Source organism: Achromobacter sp. 413638 (assembly GCF_043119405.1).
Classification (GTDB): domain Bacteria; phylum Pseudomonadota; class Gammaproteobacteria; order Burkholderiales; family Burkholderiaceae_B; genus Achromobacter.
In genome coordinates, this window is the sequence record NZ_JBICCO010000032.1 from 1 (window position 1) to 18,023 (window position 18,023).

The following is an 18,023-nucleotide window of genomic DNA, read 5'->3' on the forward strand; positions in this document are numbered from 1 at the left end:
CAAGCGGCTGAATAATTGCTATCTTCTCGTCGGGCAGACATCCAACCGGCCATGGCCATCCCCGCCACGGCCGCATGCCCACCGTAACGATCCAGGCTCCCACAGGACTTTCCGCCCATGAGCGCATCCCCCGACAAGATCGACTTCACCCAACCCCAGCCCTTCCTGCACCCGTTCCCCGACCCGGCCGACGTCTTCGCCTCCGACCCCGCCCAGGCCGCGAAGCTGCTGCATCCGCTGGTCTCCATCGACCTGTCCGCCGTCGACCCCGCCTGGTCCGGCCGCATCCACCTGCTGAGCCCGGTCGAACCCTACGACGATTATTTCGCCGATGGCGCCGAGGCCTATCACTCCTACTACACGCGCAGGAACTGGATCGGCTTCAGGCTGGGCGAGGACAGCCGCTACGAGCTGCTGGGCGACTGGCGCTGCTTTCAGGCGATGAGCGAGGACAAGACGCGCAGCCAGGATCCCGAGCTGCTCGAACACTACGCCAAGCAGCAGCAGTCGTTCGACGAGGTCAAGGCGGCCTATGCCGAGCGCGGCCTGCTGATGAACGTGGACCTGGGCAAGCGCGAGGGCGAGGCGCAGATGCTCAAGTATCGGCTGGCGTTCCTGGAAGACTGGAAGGAATCGCAGGGCGCGGGCAACTGGGCCGATCCCGACCTGTTTCCGCTGGAGTTCGTCGACAACCCGGAGATGGATTGGGAAGATGCGTTTCCGCTGACCGAGGATGGCCGGCCATTCCGCTTCGTGGCGGCGGTGCCGGGCTGGAACTACCGGGATGGCGGGGCCGACCAGATCCTGCTGTTCTATGATCCGCAGACCCGCGTGGCCCTGCAGACGTTCGAATGGAGTTGAAGCGGGCCGGCGCGCGGCCAAGGAGAAAAGAATGCATGTGAAACGCCGCGTCATCGGCGCGATTCTGCTGGGCGCGGCCTTGGGGCCGGCGCAGGCGCTGCAATACTGGCCGGCGCAGGAGCAGGATGACGCGCCGCCGAGCTACGACGTCCATGGCCATACGCTGGCCGTGGACGAGCAAGGCCTGGTCTACGTGGACCGCCAGGATCGCCCGGTGCTGCGCCCGTTCATCTACGACAATGGTCCGGACTTTTTCCAGGACGGGCTGGCGCGTCACGTGGAGAACGGCAAGATGGGGTTCCACGATGAGGCTCTGAAGGTGGTGATTCCCGCCCGCTATGATTTTGCCTTTCCGTTCCGGGACGGCAGGGCCAAGGTGGGGATGGATTGCGTCCAGTACCCGGAAGGGGAACACTCCAGCGTGCAGTGCAAGTCCTGGGAGAGCATAGACAAGGCGGGGCGGCGGGTAGAGGAGACGCAGGCGCAGAAGCTCTCCGACTGAGTCCCGGCAGGCAGTCGGCATGCGCGCCGCGCGCTGATCAAACTCCGGAAGGGATAGACCGGGTGGCAGGGGGCGTCCGCATTTTGCCGCAGCCGTCTATCGTGCCACACTCCGGCATCGGACTTTCCTGTCTGGCAAAATGGCCAGCCAATCAGTCCGATTGTCCTGGGACGATATGAAGATACAAGGAAAGACCGCTGCCCAGATCGTGGACTGTGTGCGCGCGCTGGTGCAGTCGCAGCAGTTGTTGCCGGGCCAGGCGTTGCCGCCGGTGCGCGAGCTGGCGGCGGAACTCGACATCAACCGCAATACCGTGGCGGCGGCGTACAAGCGGCTGGCGGCCGCCGGCATCGCGTTGACGCAGGGACGGCTGGGCACGGTGATCCGCGATCCCTACGGCGCGGGCGAGCAGGAAGGCGCCTTGCCCGATACGCCGCTGACCGATCTGGCCAGCGGCAATCCCCGGCGGGAATGGCTGCCGGACATGGCGCGGGCGTTCGCCGCCCGACCGTACCGGCCCCGGCTCTACGGCGAGCCGACGGTCAATCCGGGCCTGGAGACCTACGGGCGCGGCTGGCTGGCGCCGGATTGTCCGGGGCTGTTCGACATCAACGTGACGCACGGGGCGGTGGACGCGATCGAGCGCTTGCTGGTCTCGCACCTGGTGCCGGGCGACAAGGTGGCGGTCGAGAATCCCTGCTTTCTCAGCAGCATCAACACGCTGCGCTCGGCCGGGATGGCGGCGATCGGCGTGGCGATGGACGACGAGGGCATGCTGCCCCGCGCGCTGGAAGCCGCGCTGGAAAAGGGCGCGCGGGCGGTGCTGATCACGCCGCGCGCGCACAATCCCACTGGATGCAGCCTGAGCGAAAAGCGCGCGCGGGCGTTGGCGCGCGTGCTGGCGCGCCATCCGCAGGTCCTGGCCATCGTGGACGATCATTTCGCGCTGCTGTCCAACGCCGCCTATCATTCGGCGCTGCCCACGGGCGCGCCGCGCTGGGCGCTGGTGCGCTCGTTGACCAAGGCGCTGGGGCCGGACATCCGCGTGGCGCTGGTGGCCAGCGACGCGGCCACGTCGCGGCAGCTGCGCTTGCGGCTGGCCTCGGGCACCAGCTGGGTCAGCCATGTCTTGCAGGACATGGTCGAGGCGGCGCTGGGCCAGACCGAGGTGGCGCAATTGATGGCGCGGGCGCGCGAGGACTACGTGCGCCGCCGCGCCGCCCTGGAAGACGCGCTGCGCGCGCAGGGCCTGCCGCATGCGGCGCAGGGCGATGGACTCAATCTGTGGATTCCGCTGCCGGCGGACGATCAGGCCGTGGCGCTGGCCATGGCGCGGCGCGGCTGGCTGCTGCGCCATGGCGAGGCCTTCTGCGTGCAGGATCCCGTGCCCGGGCTGCGCGTGACCCTTTCCGATATCGAGCCGGAACAGTGCGCGCAGCTGGCGCGGGACCTGCGCCAGAGCATCGCCTGAGCAGGGAATCGCACGGAGCAGCGTCACGCGCTGCCACGGGATCCCGCGTCACGTCGCTGCGATCGCCTCTTCCAGCATTTCCAGCCGGTCCTGGCCCCAGAACAACTCGCCGGCATAGACATACGATGGCGAGCCGAACGCGCCTGCGGCGACCGCTTCGTCGGTGTACTGGCGGTAGCGTCGCTCGACGTCCGGCGCGGTCGCCGCGCGCAGCAGGGCGTCGGCGTCCAGCCCCTGCGCGGCCGCGATCTCGCGCAGCGTGGATTCGGACGAGATATCGCGGTCCTCGCACCACTCGGCATGCAGGATGGCCTTGTACAGCGCGGCCACCGGCAGCCCCTGCAGGTCCGCCGCGATCACGATGCGCGAGGCCTGGTCGGCGTTCGGGCACATATGGGCGGGGTGCGGGTTGACCGGGATGCCCAGCTTGCGGCACCAGCGGCGCAGCTCGGCGACGCGGTAGTCCTGTCGTTCCCGCGAGCGCTGGCCCAGCAGCACGCCGCCGGTGCGCGCGTAGACGTCGGGCAGGTCGACCGGCTTGTAGCGGATGGCCACGTTCTGGCGCCGCGCGAGCGCCTCCAGGCGGTCGGCGCCCAGGTAGGCCCAGTCGGAATTCAGCCAGAAGTAGTAGTCGAGGTGCGACGGTTTCATGGGCGGGCCTCCAGGCGGGCGCCGGCCGGCAGCGCGAAGCGCGTGGGCCGGTGCATGAAGAACGCGCTGGCGATGGCGACCAGGCCCAGCGCGCTCAGGTACCAGACAATGTAGCGCGGGTCGCCGCCGCCGTAGGCCAGCAGCGACGTGGCGACCAGCGGCGCCAGTCCGCCGCCGATGGCGCCCGACAGCTGCACCGCCAGCGAGATGCCGCTGTAGCGCACCTCGGGCGGGAACTGGGCCGAGAACAGGCCGCCTTGCGGGCCGTACAGCGCGGCGTAGACCAGGCCCACCGCCACGGCGACCGCCGTCGTGACGGTGGCGGGATCGCGCGTCTGCAGCATCGAGAAGAACATGGGCGCGAACAGCAGGATGCCCGCCGCGCCGGCCATGAAGATCCACTTGAAACCGATGCGGTCGCCCAGCACGCCGCACAGCGGCATGGTGAACAGCGCCAGCGTCGCGCCCCAGACGGTGGCGTCCAGCATGGTGGCGCGCGGGATGCCCAGCGTGCCGGTGGCGTAGGCCAGCGAGAAGGTGACCACGGTGTAGAACCAGGTCACTTCGGCCAGCCGGCCGCCGACAACGATCAGCACTTCGCGTGGATAGCGGCGCAGCACCACCAGCGCCGGCACCTCGACCTTGTCGCCCTGTGCGCGCATGCGCTCGAAGTCGGGCGATTCGGCGACCTTGGCGCGGATGAACCAGCCCACCAGCAGCAGCACCACGCTGGCCAGGAACGGAATGCGCCAGCCCCAGGACAGCATGTCCGCCTCGGGCAGCGCGGCGACCGCGCCCATGGCCAGCGAAGACAGGATCAGGCCCGGCGCCACGCCGGTCTGCGGCAGGCTGCCGAAGAAGCCCTTCTTGCCTTCGGGCGCGTGCTCGACGGCCATCAGGATGGCGCCGCCCCATTCGCCGCCGACCGCCACGCCCTGCAGGAAGCGCATCAGCACCAGCAGCACGGCGGCCCAGTAGCCGATGCTGTCGTAGGAGGGGATCAGGCCGATCAGGATGGTGGGGATGCCCATCATGAAGAGCGTGATGAGCAGCATGGACTTGCGTCCGACCTTGTCGCCGAAGTGGCCGAACACCACGCCGCCCAGCGGGCGGGCGAAGAAGCCGACGGAATAGGTGGCGAAGGCGGCCAGGGTGCCGCTGATGGGATCGATGGCGGGAAAGAAGATCTTGTTGAAGACCAGGGCCGCGGCGGTGCCGTACAGGAAAAAGTCATACCACTCGATGGTGGTGCCCATCATGCTGGCCAGCCCGGCCGTGACGTAATGGCGGCGCGAGCGCGCCGCCTGCTTTGCAGGCGTAGTCATGGCGACGTCCTTGAAAGAGTGCGGAAGGAGCGGCGCTCAGGCCGGCAGGGCGGGGATGCCGCGCGTCTGGCGGACCCAGTAGTCGAAGGTGGCGCGCACGATGGCTGGCTTGAGCAGGTAGTCGTGCGCCTCGCGGGCCAGCGCGTCATCCACCGGCGTGAGCGGGCCGAAGGCCTGGGCGCGGATCTGCATGCGCGCGGCGCGCTCCAGGTAGACCGACAGATAGGTCGCTTCCTCGCAGGACGCGCCGGCGGTCAGATAGCCGTGGTGCGCCAGGATGATGGCGCGCTTGGCGCCCAGCGCCTCGGAGATGAGCACGCCTTCCTGGTCGGCGATCGGCACGCCGGGCCATTCGCCCAGGAAGGCGCAGTCGTCGTGCAGCGGCGTCATGTCCATCTGCGCGATCACCAGCGGCTGGCGCGCGGCGGCCAGCGCCGAGGCCCAGGGCGAGTGAGTGTGGATGATGGATTGCACGTCGGGCCGCGCCTCGTACACCCACAGGTGAAAGCGCGTGGCGGGGTTGGCCATGCCCTCGCCGGTGAGCGTGTGCAGGTCGCGGTCGACTTCGATGAAATCAGCGGGCGTGGCCTCGTCGAAGCCCAGGCCGAAGCGCAGCGTCCAGTAGGCGCCGGGGCGTTCAGAGCGCACGCTGATCTGGCCGGCCAGTCCGGCCTCCTGTTCTGTCATCGCCAGGATGCGGCAGGCATGCGCCATGGTCTCCTGGATGCTGCGGGGCACGGCGCGCAGGTGCTGCTGCATCTCCTGCGTGGCGCGCTGGTCGAAATACGATTTTTCCCTGAGGGCGGCGGGGTTCATGCGGGGCGTCTCCGTTTTATGGTTCTGTGTTGGCGCGGCATGCGCGCAACCTGACCGTATTGTGGAGAGGGCCGCCGCCGGCAGCCATGCACCTCAGCTCATAGCAGCTATGCCGGGGCGCCGCCGCGCAGCTCGCCGGCCAGCTGTTCGACGCGGCTCAGGAATTCCTTGAGCAAGGGCGTGCGCGGCTTGCCCGCCTGCGTCACCGCCACCACGCGGCGGCGCAGCAGCGGCCGGGTCACCGGCAGCTTGCGCAGGCCGTAGTCGTCCAGCAGCTTGTCCGGAATGCGGGCGGGCAGGATGCAGTCGCCCACACCCGAGGACACCAGCCTGAGCATGGCGTCGATGGTCTCGGCCTCGGCGGCGAAATCCGGTTGCAGGCCGGCGCTCTGGATCATGCGGCGCAGCGCGTAGTGCGGCGGGAAGCCGACCAGCCGCAGCGACAGCGCGGCCAGGTCCTGCGGGCCGGACAGCGCACTGTCGTGGCGCACGATGAGCGCCATGTCGTCGTCGAACAGGGGACAGGATTCCAGCGTGCCGGAATCCACCGCCGAGTCGTAGACCAGGCCCAGGTCGGCCTTGCCGCTTTCCACCAGGGCCACCACTTCGGGCGAGCTGCGGCCCATGATGGACAGGTTCACCGAGGGATGCGCGCTGACGAAGCCGGCCACCAGATCGGCGGTGTAGTAGTAACTGAGGGTGTGCACGGCGGCCAGTCGCAGCGTGCCCTGCGTCACGCCCTGGTGCCGCATGCGTTCGACCGCCAGGTCGATGCCGCGATAGGCCGGCTGGGTGGCGTCGTAGAGCAGCTTGCCGGCCTCGGTCAGCTCCACGCCGCGCCCGGTGCGCAGGAACAGCGGTTGGCCGATGCGGGCCTCCAGCGTGGCCAGCTGCCGGCTCAGTCCCGATTGCGTCTGGTCCAGCGCGTCGGCCGCGCGGGACAGGGACCCCAGTTCCGCGATGCAGATGAAATAGCGCAGCTGCCTGTCCATGGTTTCCATCCCGTTCCCCTCGTGCTCTTGTGCGGACCCGGCGATGATACGGGCTGCTTGCCGGCCGCGCGATCGGGACTAACGCGGCTGGCGACGCGGCGGGCTTGCAGGTGTTGTGCGCGGCTTGCCGTTCAATGCCGGGGCGACAGCGCGATCGCCAGCGCCATCAGCAGCAACAGCGCCAGCGCGGCCAGCGCGCAGGGCAGCAGCGCCGCATAGACCTTGCGTTCCTCGCCACTGCCTTCGGCCAGGTTGGCCGCGATCGACATGCGCACCGGCGAGAACAGGCTCATGGCAGTGCCGCTGACATGTTGCAGCGCGGCCACCGCCGACACGCTCAGGCCGGCCTGCACGGCGATGGCGGTCTGCGCCGGCATGAACAGGCTGTTGGGCATGTTGCCACTGTTGGTCAGCACGCCGAAGGCGGCCGAGAACAGCGGCGCGACGACTACGGCGCCCTGGCCCAGCGCGTCGAACATGCCGCGCGCGAAGGCCTGGGAGATGCCGGCGGCGGCCAGGATTTCGGCCATCATGGCGAACAGGAAAACGGTCATCACGGCGTGGCGGCCGGTGGTCCAGGCGGCGCGCGCCTCGCTCGGCAGCCGGGCGGCCTGGCCGCGCAGCGCGGCGGTCAGCACGCCGGCCGCGATCAGCCAGGAGCCGGCATGCAGCAGCGGCGACCAGGCCGGCAGATCGGCGTAGGGGGCGACACGGCCGACGGCCGCCAGGGCGGCTCGCCATTCCGGAACCAGGCGCGTCAGCGCCAGCGCCGCGATCAGCGCGGCATAGGGCAGCATGCGGCGCGCGGTCGCGGCGAAGGCGCGGCGGTCCGGCCGGCGGTCCAGCAGATAGCGCAGCGTGATCAGCGGGCCGTAAGAGGCCAGCAGCGCGGTCTCGGGGCCGAGCCAGGCGGTGAACGCGGCGAGCAGGGCCAGCGCGGCCGCGATCCAGCCGGCCTCGCGCAGGCGCTCCGTGGTCTTGCCACCGCTATGCGGATCGAAACCGGCCCGGCTGGCGGTGCGCCAATACAGCGGCAGCCATACCAGCGCCATCAGCGCGGTGGTGGGAACCATCGCATACAGCGCCAGTTCCGTGCCGGTCATGCGTGCATAGGCCGAGGCCAGCAGCGTGCCGCTGCTCATGGCGCCCCAGGGGATCAGCGTCTGGCTCAACAGCGCGAAGACCATCAGGTGGCGCGGCGCGATGCGCTGGCCGCGTAGCAGCGCGACGGTGCCCAGCATGCCCACGCCGAAGCCGGTGGCCGCCTCGGCGAAAGGGCCGACCAGGAAACAGGCGAAGAACAGCAGGCGACGCCGGTCGCGGGCATCGGCGGGGCTTGCCGCGCCGCCGTCCGCAGGCGCGCTGGCGCCGTGCGCGGCTGCTTGCCAGAACAGCAGTCCGCCCAGGATGTAGGGCGCGATGGTGGCGCCGATCCAGGCGCCGCGTTCCAGCGCCAGGGCCAGCTGCGCGCCGCCGAAGGCCGTGTCGCCGGCGTAGATGGCCACGGGCACCGTGGCCAGCAGTCCCAGCGCGGCGGCCTGCGTGGCGTTCAGCCGCGCGATGGCGATCGCGCCGGCGATGACGAGCATGGGAAGCGACCACAGCAGGTAGTTCATTCGGCGTCCAGCGACGGAAGTGGGGCGGCCGGCCCGGTGGGCGCGGCGCGCGTGAGGCAGAGAGAGTAACGCAGCCGGCGCACGTGCCGGAACAGGCCCGCGTTGGCGTCATGTCATTCATGCCTCGCGGTTCGTCGTGCGTGATAATATTTGACCTATGACAAAAATGAAGCGACGCCAGGAACGCGCCGCTTCGATGCGCGAGGTTCAGGCATGAGCGAAGCAATCGATCAGGAGGCGGGCGGCGCGTCCGTGCAAACCCAGACCCAGCATGACCAGCACGGCCGCTGGCCGCGCGCCGAGTCGGTGGAGGATTTCCGCCGCAACCTGGCCACGGTCAACCAGCGCATCGCCGACGCGGCCCGCCGCGCCGGGCGCGCGCCGGACAGCGTGCGCCTGCTGCCGGTGAGCAAGACGGTGGACGAGGCGCGCATACGCCTGGCCTACCAGGCCGGCTGCCGCTACCTGGGCGAGAACAAGCTGCAGGAGGTGTCGCGCAAATGGGAGGCCATGGCCGACCTGACGGACCTGCGCTGGTCGGTCATCGGCCATCTGCAGACCAACAAGGCCAAGCTGGTGGCGCGCTACGCGGCCGAGTTCCAGGCGCTGGACAGCCTGCGCGTGGCCGAGGCGCTGGACCGCCGCCTGCAGGCCGAGGGCCGCGCGCTGGACGTGTATGTGCAGATCAATACCTCGGGCGAGGCCAGCAAGTACGGCCTGCAGCCCGACGAGGCCGCGGCCTTCCTGCGGCAGATGCCGGCCTATTCCGGCTTGCGGGTGCGCGGCTTCATGACGCTGGCGCTGTTCTCGGCCGAGGCCGGGCGCGTGCGCCAGTGTTTCGTGCTGCTGCGCACGCTGCGCGACCGGCTGCGCCAGGACGCGCCCGCCGGCGTCGGGCTGGACGAGTTGTCGATGGGCATGTCGGGCGACTATGAAATCGCCATCGAGGAAGGCGCCACCGTGGTGCGCGTGGGGCAGGCCATCTTCGGCGCGCGCAACACGCCGGATTCCTATTACTGGCCGACCGGGGACGGCGCCCCGCCGCCCGCCTGAGAAAGACGCGCTTTCGCGCGGCCGACAGGATCTGCGTATAAGCGCAAGCCTGGATGTCGCGCAAGCCCGGGGCTGACTACACTGGCCGGCATTGCCTTCGCCGAGACCGCCATGTTCACACGCCCCGTCATTGCGCTTGCGCTCGTCCTGACCGCTGCCTGCGCGAGCGCGCAGACCGAGTCCAAACCCGTCCAGCAACGCGATCCCTTCTATTGGCTCGGCGAGATCAACAAGGCCACGCTGGTCATCAATACCGACCAGAGCCTGCTCGACAAGCGCATGGCGCCCAGGCTGGCGGCGGGGCTGGCCAAGGTGCTCGAGGCGGGCGCCCAGCCCGGCGCCGGGCGGCCGTCGACGGTGATCTCGTTCGAGCCGCTGCTGATCAAGGCGGCGGGCGAGGACGTGACCCTGCTGCATGCCGGGCGTTCCAGCCAGGACATGCACGCCACCTACCGCAGCGCCATCCTGCGCGACAAGCTGCTGGAACTGGCCGATCAGCTGAACCAGACCAGCGCGACGCTGGTGGCGCTGGCAGGCCGCCACGCCGCCACCATCGTGCCCAACTACACCAACGGCGTGGCCGCGCAGCCGAACAGCTACGGCCACTACCTGCTGGGGCAGGCGGCGGGGCTGATGCGCGATGCGCAGCGCATCCGCGAGGCGTATGTCCGCATCGACCGCTCGCCGATGGGCACCACGGTGCTCAATGGCACCAGCTGGCCGCTGGACCGCGAGCGCATGGCGCGCTATCTGGGCTTCGAGGCGCTGGTGGACAACGCCTACGACGCCGCGCAGATCTCGTCCATGGACCAGCCGGTGGAGGTGGCATCGATCGTCGCCAGCATCGCGCTGCGCACCGGCAACTTCGTCGAGGACGTCTTGACGCAGTACGCGCAGTCGCGCCCGTGGATCCTGCTGCAAGAGGGCGGCGGCAATACCTACGTGTCCAGCGCCATGCCGCAGAAGCGCAACCCGGGCCTGCTCAACGACACGCGCAGCGATGCGTCCACGGCGCTGACGCTGGCGATGGGGCCGCTCCTGCAGACGCACAACATCACGCCGGGCATGAGCGATCCGAAGGACGTGAGGAAGAATTCGGCGATGGTGGACAGCGGCATCGCGGCGCTCAAGCGCTGGGACCGCGTGCTCAAGGCCCTGGTCATCAGCCCGGATCGTGCGCTGGAGGAGCTGAACAGCGATTGGACAGCCTCGCAGGAGCTGGCGGACCTGCTGATGCGCAAGTACAAGCTGCCGTTCCGCGATGGCCATCATTTCGCGTCGGAAGTCGTGGCTTATGCCAAGACCCACGGCATCAAGCCGCTGGATTTTCCCTACGCCGAGGCGCGCCGCATCTATGCCGAGTCGCAGAAGGATTCCAAGTACGGGACCGAGCTGCCGATGAGCGAGGCCGAGTTCCGCGCCGCGCTGGATCCGGTGGCCATCGTGAACAGCCGCGCCACCCTCGGCGGCCCCCAGCCCGCCGAGATGGCGCGCATGCTGAAGGACGCGGACGCGCGCCTGGCGGAGCAGGATGCCTGGATCAAAGCGCGCCGTTTGCATATACAGCAGGCGTTGGACGGACTGGATCGGCAATTCGACGTAATAGTCTCTAGTGCGGCGCAGCAGGCCGAAAAATAGCCTCGAACCTCGATCCCACCCAGTGTGTTGCGGTGCATGGTCGGCACCGTGATGTCGTTCGTGCGCGCCATTTCTGGCAGCGCTATTGCGGCGCAATTAAGGGAAAGTCTCAGGCGCGTAGTCCTAGGACAGGCCATTAAATTCGATGTGCGTAGGTCGTTAAGACAATGAAGGCCGGCCGGTTTCGAATGCCGGCGCTTCGTTGTCAGGAGGCGCCATGATTACGCCACTTCGTTGTCTACCGGTCTTGCTCCTCGGCGTCGCCGGCGCTGTCTCCACGGTCCATGCCCAGGGCGGAGAGATCCGTTTTTACGGCGCCATCGTGGAGCCCGCGAGCTGCTCGCCCAAGACGCGTCCGGGCAGCCTGCAGGTCAGCGTCGAGTGCGAGGCGGAGCGGGCCCGCGCCGCGGGCCAGCCTGTGAAAGCGTCCACGCGCAGCGCCAGGCATGTGCAGGTGCGTGTGGATCCGCTGCCGGCGCGTGAAGGCGCGCAGGGCAAGACCAGGCACTATGTCGTCACGCTGTCCTATCTGTAGGACGCGCGACGCATAGCCGGGGCGGGCACGAGGCCCGCCTCGCCCGGCCCGCGAGGATGCCGGGAATTGCGCGCCTCTTGCCGGGCGCGGGCGGGGACGATTTTTTCCCGAGGATCAGAAGCCTGCGCGAGGCACGTGCACGCGACCTTCCATCAGGATGCGGGCGCTGCGGCTCATGATGGCCTTGGTGACCTTCCATTCGCCGTCCACCAACTGCGCCTGCGCGCCGACGCGCAGCGTGCCCGAGGGGTGGCCGAAGCAGACCTGGTCGCGCTCGCCGCCGCCGGCGGCCTGGTTGACCAGCGTGCCGGGCACGGCCGCCGCCGTGGCGATGGCGACCGAGGCGGTGCCCATCATGGCGTGGTGCAGCTTGCCCATGGACAGCGCGCGCACCAGCACGTCCACGTCGCCCGCGCCGATCTTCTTGCCGCTGGAAGCCACGTAGTCGCGCGGGCGCGCGACGAAGGCGACCTTGGGCGTGTGCTGGCGGGACGCGGCCTCTTCCAGCGATTTGATCAGGCCCATGCGCAGCGCGCCATGGGCGCGGATGGCCTCGAAGCGCGCCAGCGCGGCGGCGTCGCCGTTGATGTCTTCCTGCAGTTCGGCGCCGGTGTAGCCCAGCGCCTCGGCGTCCAGGAAGATGGTGGGAATGCCGGAGTTGATCATGGTGGCCTTGAAGGTGCCCACGCCCGGCACGTCCAGGTCGTCCACCAGCTTGCCGGTTGGGAACATCGAGCCGCCGTCGCCATCCTCGGCCGGGTCCATGAATTCCAGCTGCAGCTCGGCGGCGGGGAAGGTCACGCCGTCCAGCTCGAAGTCGCCGGTTTCCTGCACTTCGCCGTTCGTCATCGGCACATGGGCGATGATGGTCTTGCCGATATTGGCCTGCCAGATGCGGATGGTGGCGATGCCGTCGCGCGGCACGCGGGCCGGGTCGACCAGGCCGTTGGTGATGGCGAAGGGGCCGACGGCGGCCGACAGGTTGCCGCAGTTGCCGCTCCAGTCGACGAAGGCCTGGTCGATGGAGACCTGGCCGAACAGGTAGTCGACGTCGTGGCCGGGGCGGCTGCTCTTGCCGATGATGACGGTCTTGCTGGTGCTGGAGGTGGCCGCGCCCATGCCGTCGATCTGCTTGCCGTAGGGGTCGGGGCTGCCGATCACGCGCATCAGCAGCGCGTCGCGCGCGGCGCCGGGCGCGCGCGCCGGTTCGGGCAGGTCGTCCAGCTTGAAGAACACGCCTTTGCTGGTGCCGCCGCGCATGTAGGTGGCGGCAATCTTGGTCTGGGGAGCGTGGGCCATGTCGCGGTCCTCGGGGTCTGTCGGGTTGATCGGGAGAGGCGGGCGCGCCGGGGTCGGGCGCCCGCCTGCCGTGGCCTGGTCTCAGCCGGCCTGCTTGGCCGCGCCGGCCGATTCGGCTTCCAGGAAGTCCTGGGCGAAGCGCTGCAGCACGCCGCCGGCTTCGTAGATGGAGACTTCCTCGGCCGTGTCCAGGCGGCAGGTCACCGCGGCCTGCACGGTTTCGCCATTGGCGCGGTGGATGACCAGCGTCAGGTCGGCGCGCGGCTTGCGCTCGCCGATCACGTCGTAGGTCTCGGTGCCGTCCAGCGACAGCGTCTTGCGATTGACGCCGGGCTTGAACTCCAGCGGCAGCACGCCCATGCCGATCAGGTTGGTGCGGTGGATGCGCTCGAAGCCCTCGGCCACGATGGCTTCCACGCCGGCCAGGCGCACGCCCTTGGCGGCCCAGTCGCGCGACGAGCCCTGGCCGTAGTCGGCGCCGGCCACGATGATCAGCGGCTGCTTGCGGTCCATGTAGGTCTCGATGGCTTCCCACATGCGCATGACCTGGCCTTCCGGCTCGACGCGGGCCAGCGAGCCCTGTCGCACCGTGCCGTCGGCGTTCTTCACCATTTCATTGAACAGCTTGGGGTTGGCGAAGGTGGCGCGCTGCGCGGTCAGGTGATCGCCGCGATGGGTGGCGTAGGAATTGAAGTCCTCTTCCGGCAGGCCCATCTTGTGCAGGTATTCGCCGGCGGCGCTGTCCATCAGGATGGCGTTGGACGGCGACAGGTGGTCGGTGGTGATGTTGTCGCCCAGCACGGCCAGCGGGCGCATGCCGCGCAGCGTGCGCGCGCCGGCCAGCGCGCCTTCCCAGTACGGCGGGCGGCGGATGTAGGTGCTCTGCGGGCGCCAGGGGTACAGCGGATCGACGGCGGCGCGGCGCTCGTCCTGGATGCCGAACATGGGCGCGTAGACCTTGCGGAACTGCTCGGGCTTGACGGCGGCCTTGACCACGGCGTCGATCTCGGCGTCGGTGGGCCAGATGTCCTTGAGCCGGATCTCGCGGCCGCTGGCGTCCGTGCCCAGCACGTCGCGCTCGATGTCGAAACGGATGGTGCCGGCGATGGCGTAGGCCACCACCAGGGGCGGCGACGCCAGGAAGGCCTGCTTGGCGTAGGGATGGATGCGGCCGTCGAAGTTCCGGTTGCCCGACAGCACGGCAGTGGAATAGAGGTCGCGGTCGATGATCTCCTGCTGGATCTTGGGATCGAGCGCGCCGGACATGCCGTTGCATGTGGTACAGGCGAAGGCGACCACGCCGAAGCCCAGCTGTTCCAGCTCCGTGGTCAGGCCGGCTTCGTCCAGGTACAGCGCGACGGCCTTGGAGCCGGGCGCCAGCGAGCTCTTGACCCAGGGCTTGCGCGTGAGCCCGGCGCGGTTGGCGTTGCGCGCCAGCAGGCCGGCGGCGATCACGTTGCGCGGGTTGCTGGTGTTGGTGCAGCTGGTGATGGCGGCGATGATGACGGCGCCGTCGGGCATCAGGCCGGGCTGGTTCTCGACCTTGCCGGCGATGCCGCGCTCGGCCAGGTCCGCGACCGGCAGGCGGCGGTGCGGGTTGGACGGGCCGGCCAGCGTGCGCACCACGGTGGACAGGTCGAAGCGCAGCACGCGCTCGTACCGCGCCTGCGTCAGGCTGTCGGCCCACAGGCCGGCGGTCTTGGCGTAGGTCTCGACCAGCGCGATCTGTTCGTCCTCGCGGCCGGTCAGGCGCAGGTAGTCGATGGTCTGCTGGTCGATGGCGAACATCGCGGCGGTGGCGCCGTACTCGGGCGCCATGTTCGAGATGGTGGCGCGATCGCCCAGCGTCAGCGCGGCGGCGCCGGCGCCGTAGAACTCCAGGTAGGCGCCCACGACCTTTTCCTTGCGCAGGAATTCGGTCAGCGTCAGCACCACGTCGGTGGCGGTGATGCCGGGGCCGGGACGGCCGGACAGCTCCACGCCGATGATGTCGGGCAGGCGCATCCAGGACGCGCGGCCCAGCATCACGTTTTCGGCTTCCAGGCCGCCCACGCCGATGGCGATCACGCCCAGCGCGTCCACGTGCGGGGTGTGGCTGTCGGTGCCGACCAGCGTGTCGGGGTAGGCCACGCCGTCCTGCGCGTGGACCACCGGCGACATGCGTTCCAGGTTGATCTGGTGCATGATGCCGTTGCCGGGCTGCACGATGTCGATGTTGCGGAAGGCCTGCTTGGTCCAGTCGATGAAATGGAAGCGGTCTTCGTTGCGGCGGTCTTCGACGGCGCGGTTCTTGGCGAAGGCGTCGGGGTCGTCGCCGCCGTATTCCACGGCCAGCGAGTGGTCCACGATCAGCTGTACCGGCACCACCGGGTTGACCTTGGACGGATCGCCGCCCTTGTCGGCGATGGCGTCGCGCAGGCCGGCCAGATCGACCAGCGCGGTCTGGCCCAGGATGTCATGACAGACCACGCGCGCCGGATACCAGGGGAAGTCCAGGTCGCGGCGGCGCTCGATCAGCTGCTTGAGCGCGTCCGTCAGCTGCGACGGCTCGCAGCGGCGCACAAGGTTTTCCGCCAACACGCGCGAGGTGTACGGCAGGCCGTCATAGGCGCCGGGCGCGATGGCCTCGACGGCGGCGCGCGCATCAAAGTAGTCCAGGCGGGTGCCCGGCAGGGGCTTGCGATAGGATTTGTTCATCATGCCTCGGTACGCCGGAGGTTGCCCTGGGCGATCTGTTGTTCGATGTTGAGACGGGATGCGCGGATGTGGCGGCGCATCAGGAGTTCAGCCAGCTCGCCATCGCGGTCGGCAATGGCGTCGAGAATGCGGTGGTGTTCGGCAAAGGACTGCCGGGGGCGGTTGGGCGTGGTCGAGTACTGGATGCGGTACATGCGCGCGAGCTGGTAGAGCTCGTCGCACAGCATGCGGAACAGCATCTGGTTGCCGCTGCCTTTGACGATGCGGTAGTGGAAGTCGTAGTCGCCCTCCTGCTGGTAGTAGCCCAGGCCCGCCTGGAATGCCTCGTCGCGCTCGTGCGCTTCCAGCACGCGGCGCAATTCCTGCACCTCGGCGGCCGGCATGCGCTCGGCGGCCAGGCGGCAGGCCATGCCTTCGAGCGATTCACGGATTTCGTACAGCTCGCACAGTTCCTGCTGGCTCAGCGACACCACCCGCGCGCCGGCGTGCGGCACGCGCACCAGCAGCCTCTGGCCTTCCAGGCGGTGCAGCGCCTCGCGCAGCGGGCCACGGCTGACGCCATGGATGCGGGCCAGCTCGGGTTCGGAAATCTTGCTGCCCGGGGCCATCTCGCCCGTGACGATGGCGGCCTGGATCTTCTTGAAGATCTGGTCCGACAGCGTTTCGCCATCGCCTGGCGCGGCGTTCGGGAGCGTGAGGATCTGGCTCATGGTGTCGACAATCTGGCTCGAATTGGCGAGCGAAATGCGGAATTGGCGGGCTTGTCTCGAATAATTGTCAACAATTTACCCGCGAGGCGGGAAAGGCGCAAGCGCGTGGGCGGGGCTGCGCGGCGGCGGGGGCAGGGGGCGGGCGTTCGTGTCGACAATCTGTCGGCGAGCCGCAATGCCGGGCCCGGATGAGATCGGGGGAGAGGAGGAAGCCGGGACAGGCGCCGCGCATGGCGATGGTTCCCCAGGGCGGGCGCCCTGGGGAACCATCGTGTCAAAGGCCGGTGTCGGGGTAGTTCGGGCCGGCGTCATGGAAGCCGCCGCTGCTGTACGGGTTGGCCGCGCCAGGGTGGGGCGGGCCGCCGGGGCCGAGCGAGCAGCCGGCCAGCGCCAGGGTCATGGCCAACAGCATGGCCAGGCGGGACAGGGGGAAAGCGGATGGGAAATGCGTCATGGTGAGTCTCCTGTGCCGATCCCCTCGGAACGGCGCGCAACGTGCAGCGTATGTGCCGATCATAGCGCCGGACGGACGGGACGCAGGCAAGCGCGGCTCCGGACCTGTTTGTGACAAAAAACAACGACTTCAAAACTCTTCACATTTATTCAACAAGCTCTTGTATTCCGTTTGAGGCGCTGCGGGTAAATTCGCCAATTGCCGGCATCGGCGGCGTGGCCGTTGCGATGACGGCGAGCGGCCGTGGCGCCCGGGACAGGAAGAAGCGTCCAGGGCGGCTGGCCGAGGCGTGATCGGCAGCTGAAAAAGCGCCGCGATACCAATAAGAGAATCAATCTCGATGTCAGTCATCCGTCGCGCAGGGCGGCGGGTGCAATTCAGGGAATACGGGAAAGAGGGTATGCCGGATACGGTCGTCTATATCAGGAGCCAGCCCCGCTACGGGGATCAGGTCGTGGCGTTTCCAACGCTCTATCAGCTCAAGCAATGGTGGCCGTCGCAGCGGCTGCGGGTCGTGGCCCGGGATGACGTGGGGCGTTACTACACGTCCCTGCCCTGGGTGGATGAATTCGTGCGCGTGTCCAGCTTCCGCGAACACGTGCGCTGCCTGCCCGCGCGCGCCAATGCGTCGATCAATCTGCATCACAGCAGCGAGCGCTACGGGCTGGTCAGCCTGCTGCGCCGTCCGGCGTTGCGCATGGGCTTTCGCAACAATCGCCTGAGCGACGGCGCCTGGACGCATTCGCATCCCAAGAACATCGGCGAATACATCGGCCTGGCCAATCTGCGGCTGCTGGGCACCTACCGTTCCTTCGATCCCCACCAGGCGGCGCTGAACTGCTTCCGGGAAATCGCCGAGCAGCGCAAGCGCCCGGTGGCGCCGGTCGACGTGGTGATGATTCCAGGCGGCGGCTCCGGTCCGTTCAAGCGCTGGAGCATCGCGCACTACATCCGGCTGGCGGACCTGCTCAAGACCTCGATCGGGCGCGGCACGCAGTTTTCCTTCGTGCTGGGGCCGGACGAGGCCGCCGAGCTTGAACTGATCAACAGCCTGCGCCGTCCGGAATTCCGGATCGAGTATTGCCGGACCATTCCGGAGCTGTCGGCGCTGATGCTGCGCGCGCGCCTGATCGTCGCCAATGACTGCGGTCCCTCGCATATCGCGCAGGGCGTGGGCGTGCCTTACGTGGGCGTGTTCAACGAGTCCAACCCCGAATGGTTCTGGCAACGTCCTGGCGCCGTTGATGTCGTGCCCGACGTCGTCGGCGCGGGCATCAACAGCATCCCGCCGGAAAAGGTGCTGGCGGCCTGCCTGGCGGCGATCGCCGCCGATCCGGTAGAGCGCACGAAGCTTGCCGCGGCCTGAGCCGGGCATGCGCGGCCCGCGCTGCTGCCCGGGCCGG

Annotated in this window: 17 protein-coding genes; 8 read left to right on the forward strand and 9 right to left on the reverse strand. The window is 68.8% G+C overall.

What is annotated here, in order from left to right:
- Positions 1 to 117: 117 nt before the first annotated feature.
- From ACEU5R_RS14925 to ptsJ, 3 genes are all read left to right on the forward strand, one after another.
- The gene (locus ACEU5R_RS14925) at positions 118 to 861 is read left to right on the forward strand and encodes a hypothetical protein (protein WP_392410669.1); all 744 of its coding nucleotides are present in this window, start codon (positions 118 to 120) and stop codon (positions 859 to 861) included.
- A 31-nt stretch (positions 862 to 892) separates the two neighbouring features.
- A complete protein-coding gene (locus ACEU5R_RS14930; RefSeq protein ID WP_392410670.1) occupies positions 893 to 1,363 on the forward strand; it encodes a WG repeat-containing protein in 471 nt (156 codons plus the stop codon).
- Between the two features lie 175 nt (positions 1,364 to 1,538).
- Entirely contained in the window at positions 1,539 to 2,834 is a 1,296-nt protein-coding gene (gene ptsJ / locus ACEU5R_RS14935; RefSeq protein WP_392410671.1) for a transcriptional regulator PtsJ, read from the forward strand.
- Positions 2,835 to 2,882: 48 nt separating this feature from the next.
- Here the strand turns inward: ptsJ and ACEU5R_RS14940 are convergent, their stop codons facing one another.
- The 5 genes from ACEU5R_RS14940 to ACEU5R_RS14960 all read right to left on the reverse strand — a co-directional run bounded on the left by ACEU5R_RS14940 (position 2,883) and on the right by ACEU5R_RS14960 (position 8,234).
- The gene (locus ACEU5R_RS14940; RefSeq protein ID WP_392410672.1) at positions 2,883 to 3,485 is read right to left on the reverse strand and encodes a 2-hydroxychromene-2-carboxylate isomerase; all 603 of its coding nucleotides are present in this window, start codon (positions 3,483 to 3,485) and stop codon (positions 2,883 to 2,885) included.
- On the reverse strand, positions 3,482 to 4,810 hold the full coding sequence (locus ACEU5R_RS14945) for an MFS transporter (protein WP_392410673.1): 1,329 nt from the start codon (positions 4,808 to 4,810) through the stop codon (positions 3,482 to 3,484). The genes ACEU5R_RS14940 and ACEU5R_RS14945 overlap by 4 nt, the downstream gene beginning before the upstream one ends.
- A 36-nt stretch (positions 4,811 to 4,846) precedes the next feature.
- Positions 4,847 to 5,626: an aldolase gene (locus ACEU5R_RS14950; RefSeq protein WP_103271171.1), complete on the reverse strand. Its 780-nt coding sequence runs from the start codon at positions 5,624 to 5,626 to the stop codon at positions 4,847 to 4,849.
- Between the two features lie 107 nt (positions 5,627 to 5,733).
- Positions 5,734 to 6,627 carry a LysR family transcriptional regulator gene (locus ACEU5R_RS14955; RefSeq protein WP_103271170.1) on the reverse strand — a complete coding sequence of 298 codons (894 nt, stop codon included), beginning with the start codon at positions 6,625 to 6,627 and terminating at the stop codon, positions 5,734 to 5,736.
- 122 nt (positions 6,628 to 6,749) lie between these two features.
- Positions 6,750 to 8,234 carry an L-lactate permease gene (locus ACEU5R_RS14960; RefSeq protein WP_392410674.1) on the reverse strand — a complete coding sequence of 495 codons (1,485 nt, stop codon included), beginning with the start codon at positions 8,232 to 8,234 and terminating at the stop codon, positions 6,750 to 6,752.
- Between the two features lie 213 nt (positions 8,235 to 8,447).
- On the opposite strand from ACEU5R_RS14960, the gene ACEU5R_RS14965 reads away from it, so the two are divergent.
- From ACEU5R_RS14965 to ACEU5R_RS14975, 3 genes are all read left to right on the forward strand, one after another.
- On the forward strand, positions 8,448 to 9,287 hold the full coding sequence (locus tag ACEU5R_RS14965; RefSeq protein WP_392410675.1) for a YggS family pyridoxal phosphate-dependent enzyme: 840 nt from the start codon (positions 8,448 to 8,450) through the stop codon (positions 9,285 to 9,287).
- 111 nt (positions 9,288 to 9,398) lie between these two features.
- Complete coding sequence (locus ACEU5R_RS14970; protein ID WP_392410676.1) at positions 9,399 to 10,925, forward strand: argininosuccinate lyase; 1,527 nt, start codon at positions 9,399 to 9,401, stop codon at positions 10,923 to 10,925.
- Positions 10,926 to 11,142: 217 nt separating this feature from the next.
- Positions 11,143 to 11,460, forward strand: coding sequence for a hypothetical protein (locus ACEU5R_RS14975; RefSeq protein ID WP_392410677.1), 318 nt, complete (start codon positions 11,143 to 11,145; stop codon positions 11,458 to 11,460).
- 114 nt (positions 11,461 to 11,574) lie between these two features.
- Here ACEU5R_RS14975 and prpF read toward each other — a convergent pair whose 3' ends face one another.
- The 4 genes from prpF to ACEU5R_RS14995 all read right to left on the reverse strand — a co-directional run bounded on the left by prpF (position 11,575) and on the right by ACEU5R_RS14995 (position 16,620).
- A complete protein-coding gene (gene prpF, locus ACEU5R_RS14980; RefSeq protein WP_392410678.1) occupies positions 11,575 to 12,759 on the reverse strand; it encodes a 2-methylaconitate cis-trans isomerase PrpF in 1,185 nt (394 codons plus the stop codon).
- Positions 12,760 to 12,840: 81 nt separating this feature from the next.
- Positions 12,841 to 15,456, reverse strand: coding sequence for a Fe/S-dependent 2-methylisocitrate dehydratase AcnD (gene acnD / locus ACEU5R_RS14985; protein WP_103271164.1), 2,616 nt, complete (start codon positions 15,454 to 15,456; stop codon positions 12,841 to 12,843).
- Positions 15,456 to 16,166, reverse strand: coding sequence for a GntR family transcriptional regulator (locus tag ACEU5R_RS14990; protein ID WP_392410679.1), 711 nt, complete (start codon positions 16,164 to 16,166; stop codon positions 15,456 to 15,458). Before ACEU5R_RS14990 ends, acnD begins: the two co-directional genes overlap by 1 nt.
- 274 nt (positions 16,167 to 16,440) lie before the next feature.
- Positions 16,441 to 16,620 (reverse strand): hypothetical protein, encoded by a 180-nt coding sequence (locus ACEU5R_RS14995; protein WP_199771081.1) that lies wholly within the window; start codon positions 16,618 to 16,620, stop codon positions 16,441 to 16,443.
- A 110-nt stretch (positions 16,621 to 16,730) separates the two neighbouring features.
- Between ACEU5R_RS14995 and ACEU5R_RS15000 the strand changes: the two genes are divergently transcribed.
- Together ACEU5R_RS15000 and ACEU5R_RS15005 are read left to right on the forward strand one after the other, a co-directional pair.
- Positions 16,731 to 16,913, forward strand: a complete 183-nt coding sequence (locus tag ACEU5R_RS15000; RefSeq protein WP_392410680.1) for a hypothetical protein — start codon at positions 16,731 to 16,733, stop codon at positions 16,911 to 16,913.
- A gap of 107 nt (positions 16,914 to 17,020) precedes the next feature.
- Positions 17,021 to 17,986 carry a glycosyltransferase family 9 protein gene (locus ACEU5R_RS15005; protein WP_392410681.1) on the forward strand — a complete coding sequence of 322 codons (966 nt, stop codon included), beginning with the start codon at positions 17,021 to 17,023 and terminating at the stop codon, positions 17,984 to 17,986.
- Positions 17,987 to 18,023 lie beyond the last annotated feature (37 nt).

Excerpts from the sequence above, each read along its gene's own strand:
- ACEU5R_RS14925 (WP_392410669.1), top strand. The coding sequence starts at position 118 with ATGAGCGCATCCCCCGACAAGATCGACTTCACCCAACCCCAGCCCTTC.
- ACEU5R_RS14930 (WP_392410670.1), top strand. The coding sequence starts at position 893 with ATGCATGTGAAACGCCGCGTCATCGGCGCGATTCTGCTGGGCGCGGCC.
- ptsJ (WP_392410671.1), top strand. The coding sequence starts at position 1,539 with ATGAAGATACAAGGAAAGACCGCTGCCCAGATCGTGGACTGTGTGCGC.
- ACEU5R_RS14940 (WP_392410672.1), bottom strand. The coding sequence starts at position 3,485 with ATGAAACCGTCGCACCTCGACTACTACTTCTGGCTGAATTCCGACTGG.
- ACEU5R_RS14945 (WP_392410673.1), bottom strand. The coding sequence starts at position 4,810 with ATGACTACGCCTGCAAAGCAGGCGGCGCGCTCGCGCCGCCATTACGTC.
- ACEU5R_RS14950 (WP_103271171.1), bottom strand. The coding sequence starts at position 5,626 with ATGAACCCCGCCGCCCTCAGGGAAAAATCGTATTTCGACCAGCGCGCC.
- ACEU5R_RS14955 (WP_103271170.1), bottom strand. The coding sequence starts at position 6,627 with ATGGAAACCATGGACAGGCAGCTGCGCTATTTCATCTGCATCGCGGAA.
- ACEU5R_RS14960 (WP_392410674.1), bottom strand. The coding sequence starts at position 8,234 with ATGAACTACCTGCTGTGGTCGCTTCCCATGCTCGTCATCGCCGGCGCG.
- ACEU5R_RS14965 (WP_392410675.1), top strand. The coding sequence starts at position 8,448 with ATGAGCGAAGCAATCGATCAGGAGGCGGGCGGCGCGTCCGTGCAAACC.
- ACEU5R_RS14970 (WP_392410676.1), top strand. The coding sequence starts at position 9,399 with ATGTTCACACGCCCCGTCATTGCGCTTGCGCTCGTCCTGACCGCTGCC.
- ACEU5R_RS14975 (WP_392410677.1), top strand. The coding sequence starts at position 11,143 with ATGATTACGCCACTTCGTTGTCTACCGGTCTTGCTCCTCGGCGTCGCC.
- prpF (WP_392410678.1), bottom strand. The coding sequence starts at position 12,759 with ATGGCCCACGCTCCCCAGACCAAGATTGCCGCCACCTACATGCGCGGC.
- acnD (WP_103271164.1), bottom strand. The coding sequence starts at position 15,456 with ATGAACAAATCCTATCGCAAGCCCCTGCCGGGCACCCGCCTGGACTAC.
- ACEU5R_RS14990 (WP_392410679.1), bottom strand. The coding sequence starts at position 16,166 with ATGAGCCAGATCCTCACGCTCCCGAACGCCGCGCCAGGCGATGGCGAA.
- ACEU5R_RS14995 (WP_199771081.1), bottom strand. The coding sequence starts at position 16,620 with ATGACGCATTTCCCATCCGCTTTCCCCCTGTCCCGCCTGGCCATGCTG.
- ACEU5R_RS15005 (WP_392410681.1), top strand. The coding sequence starts at position 17,021 with ATGCCGGATACGGTCGTCTATATCAGGAGCCAGCCCCGCTACGGGGAT.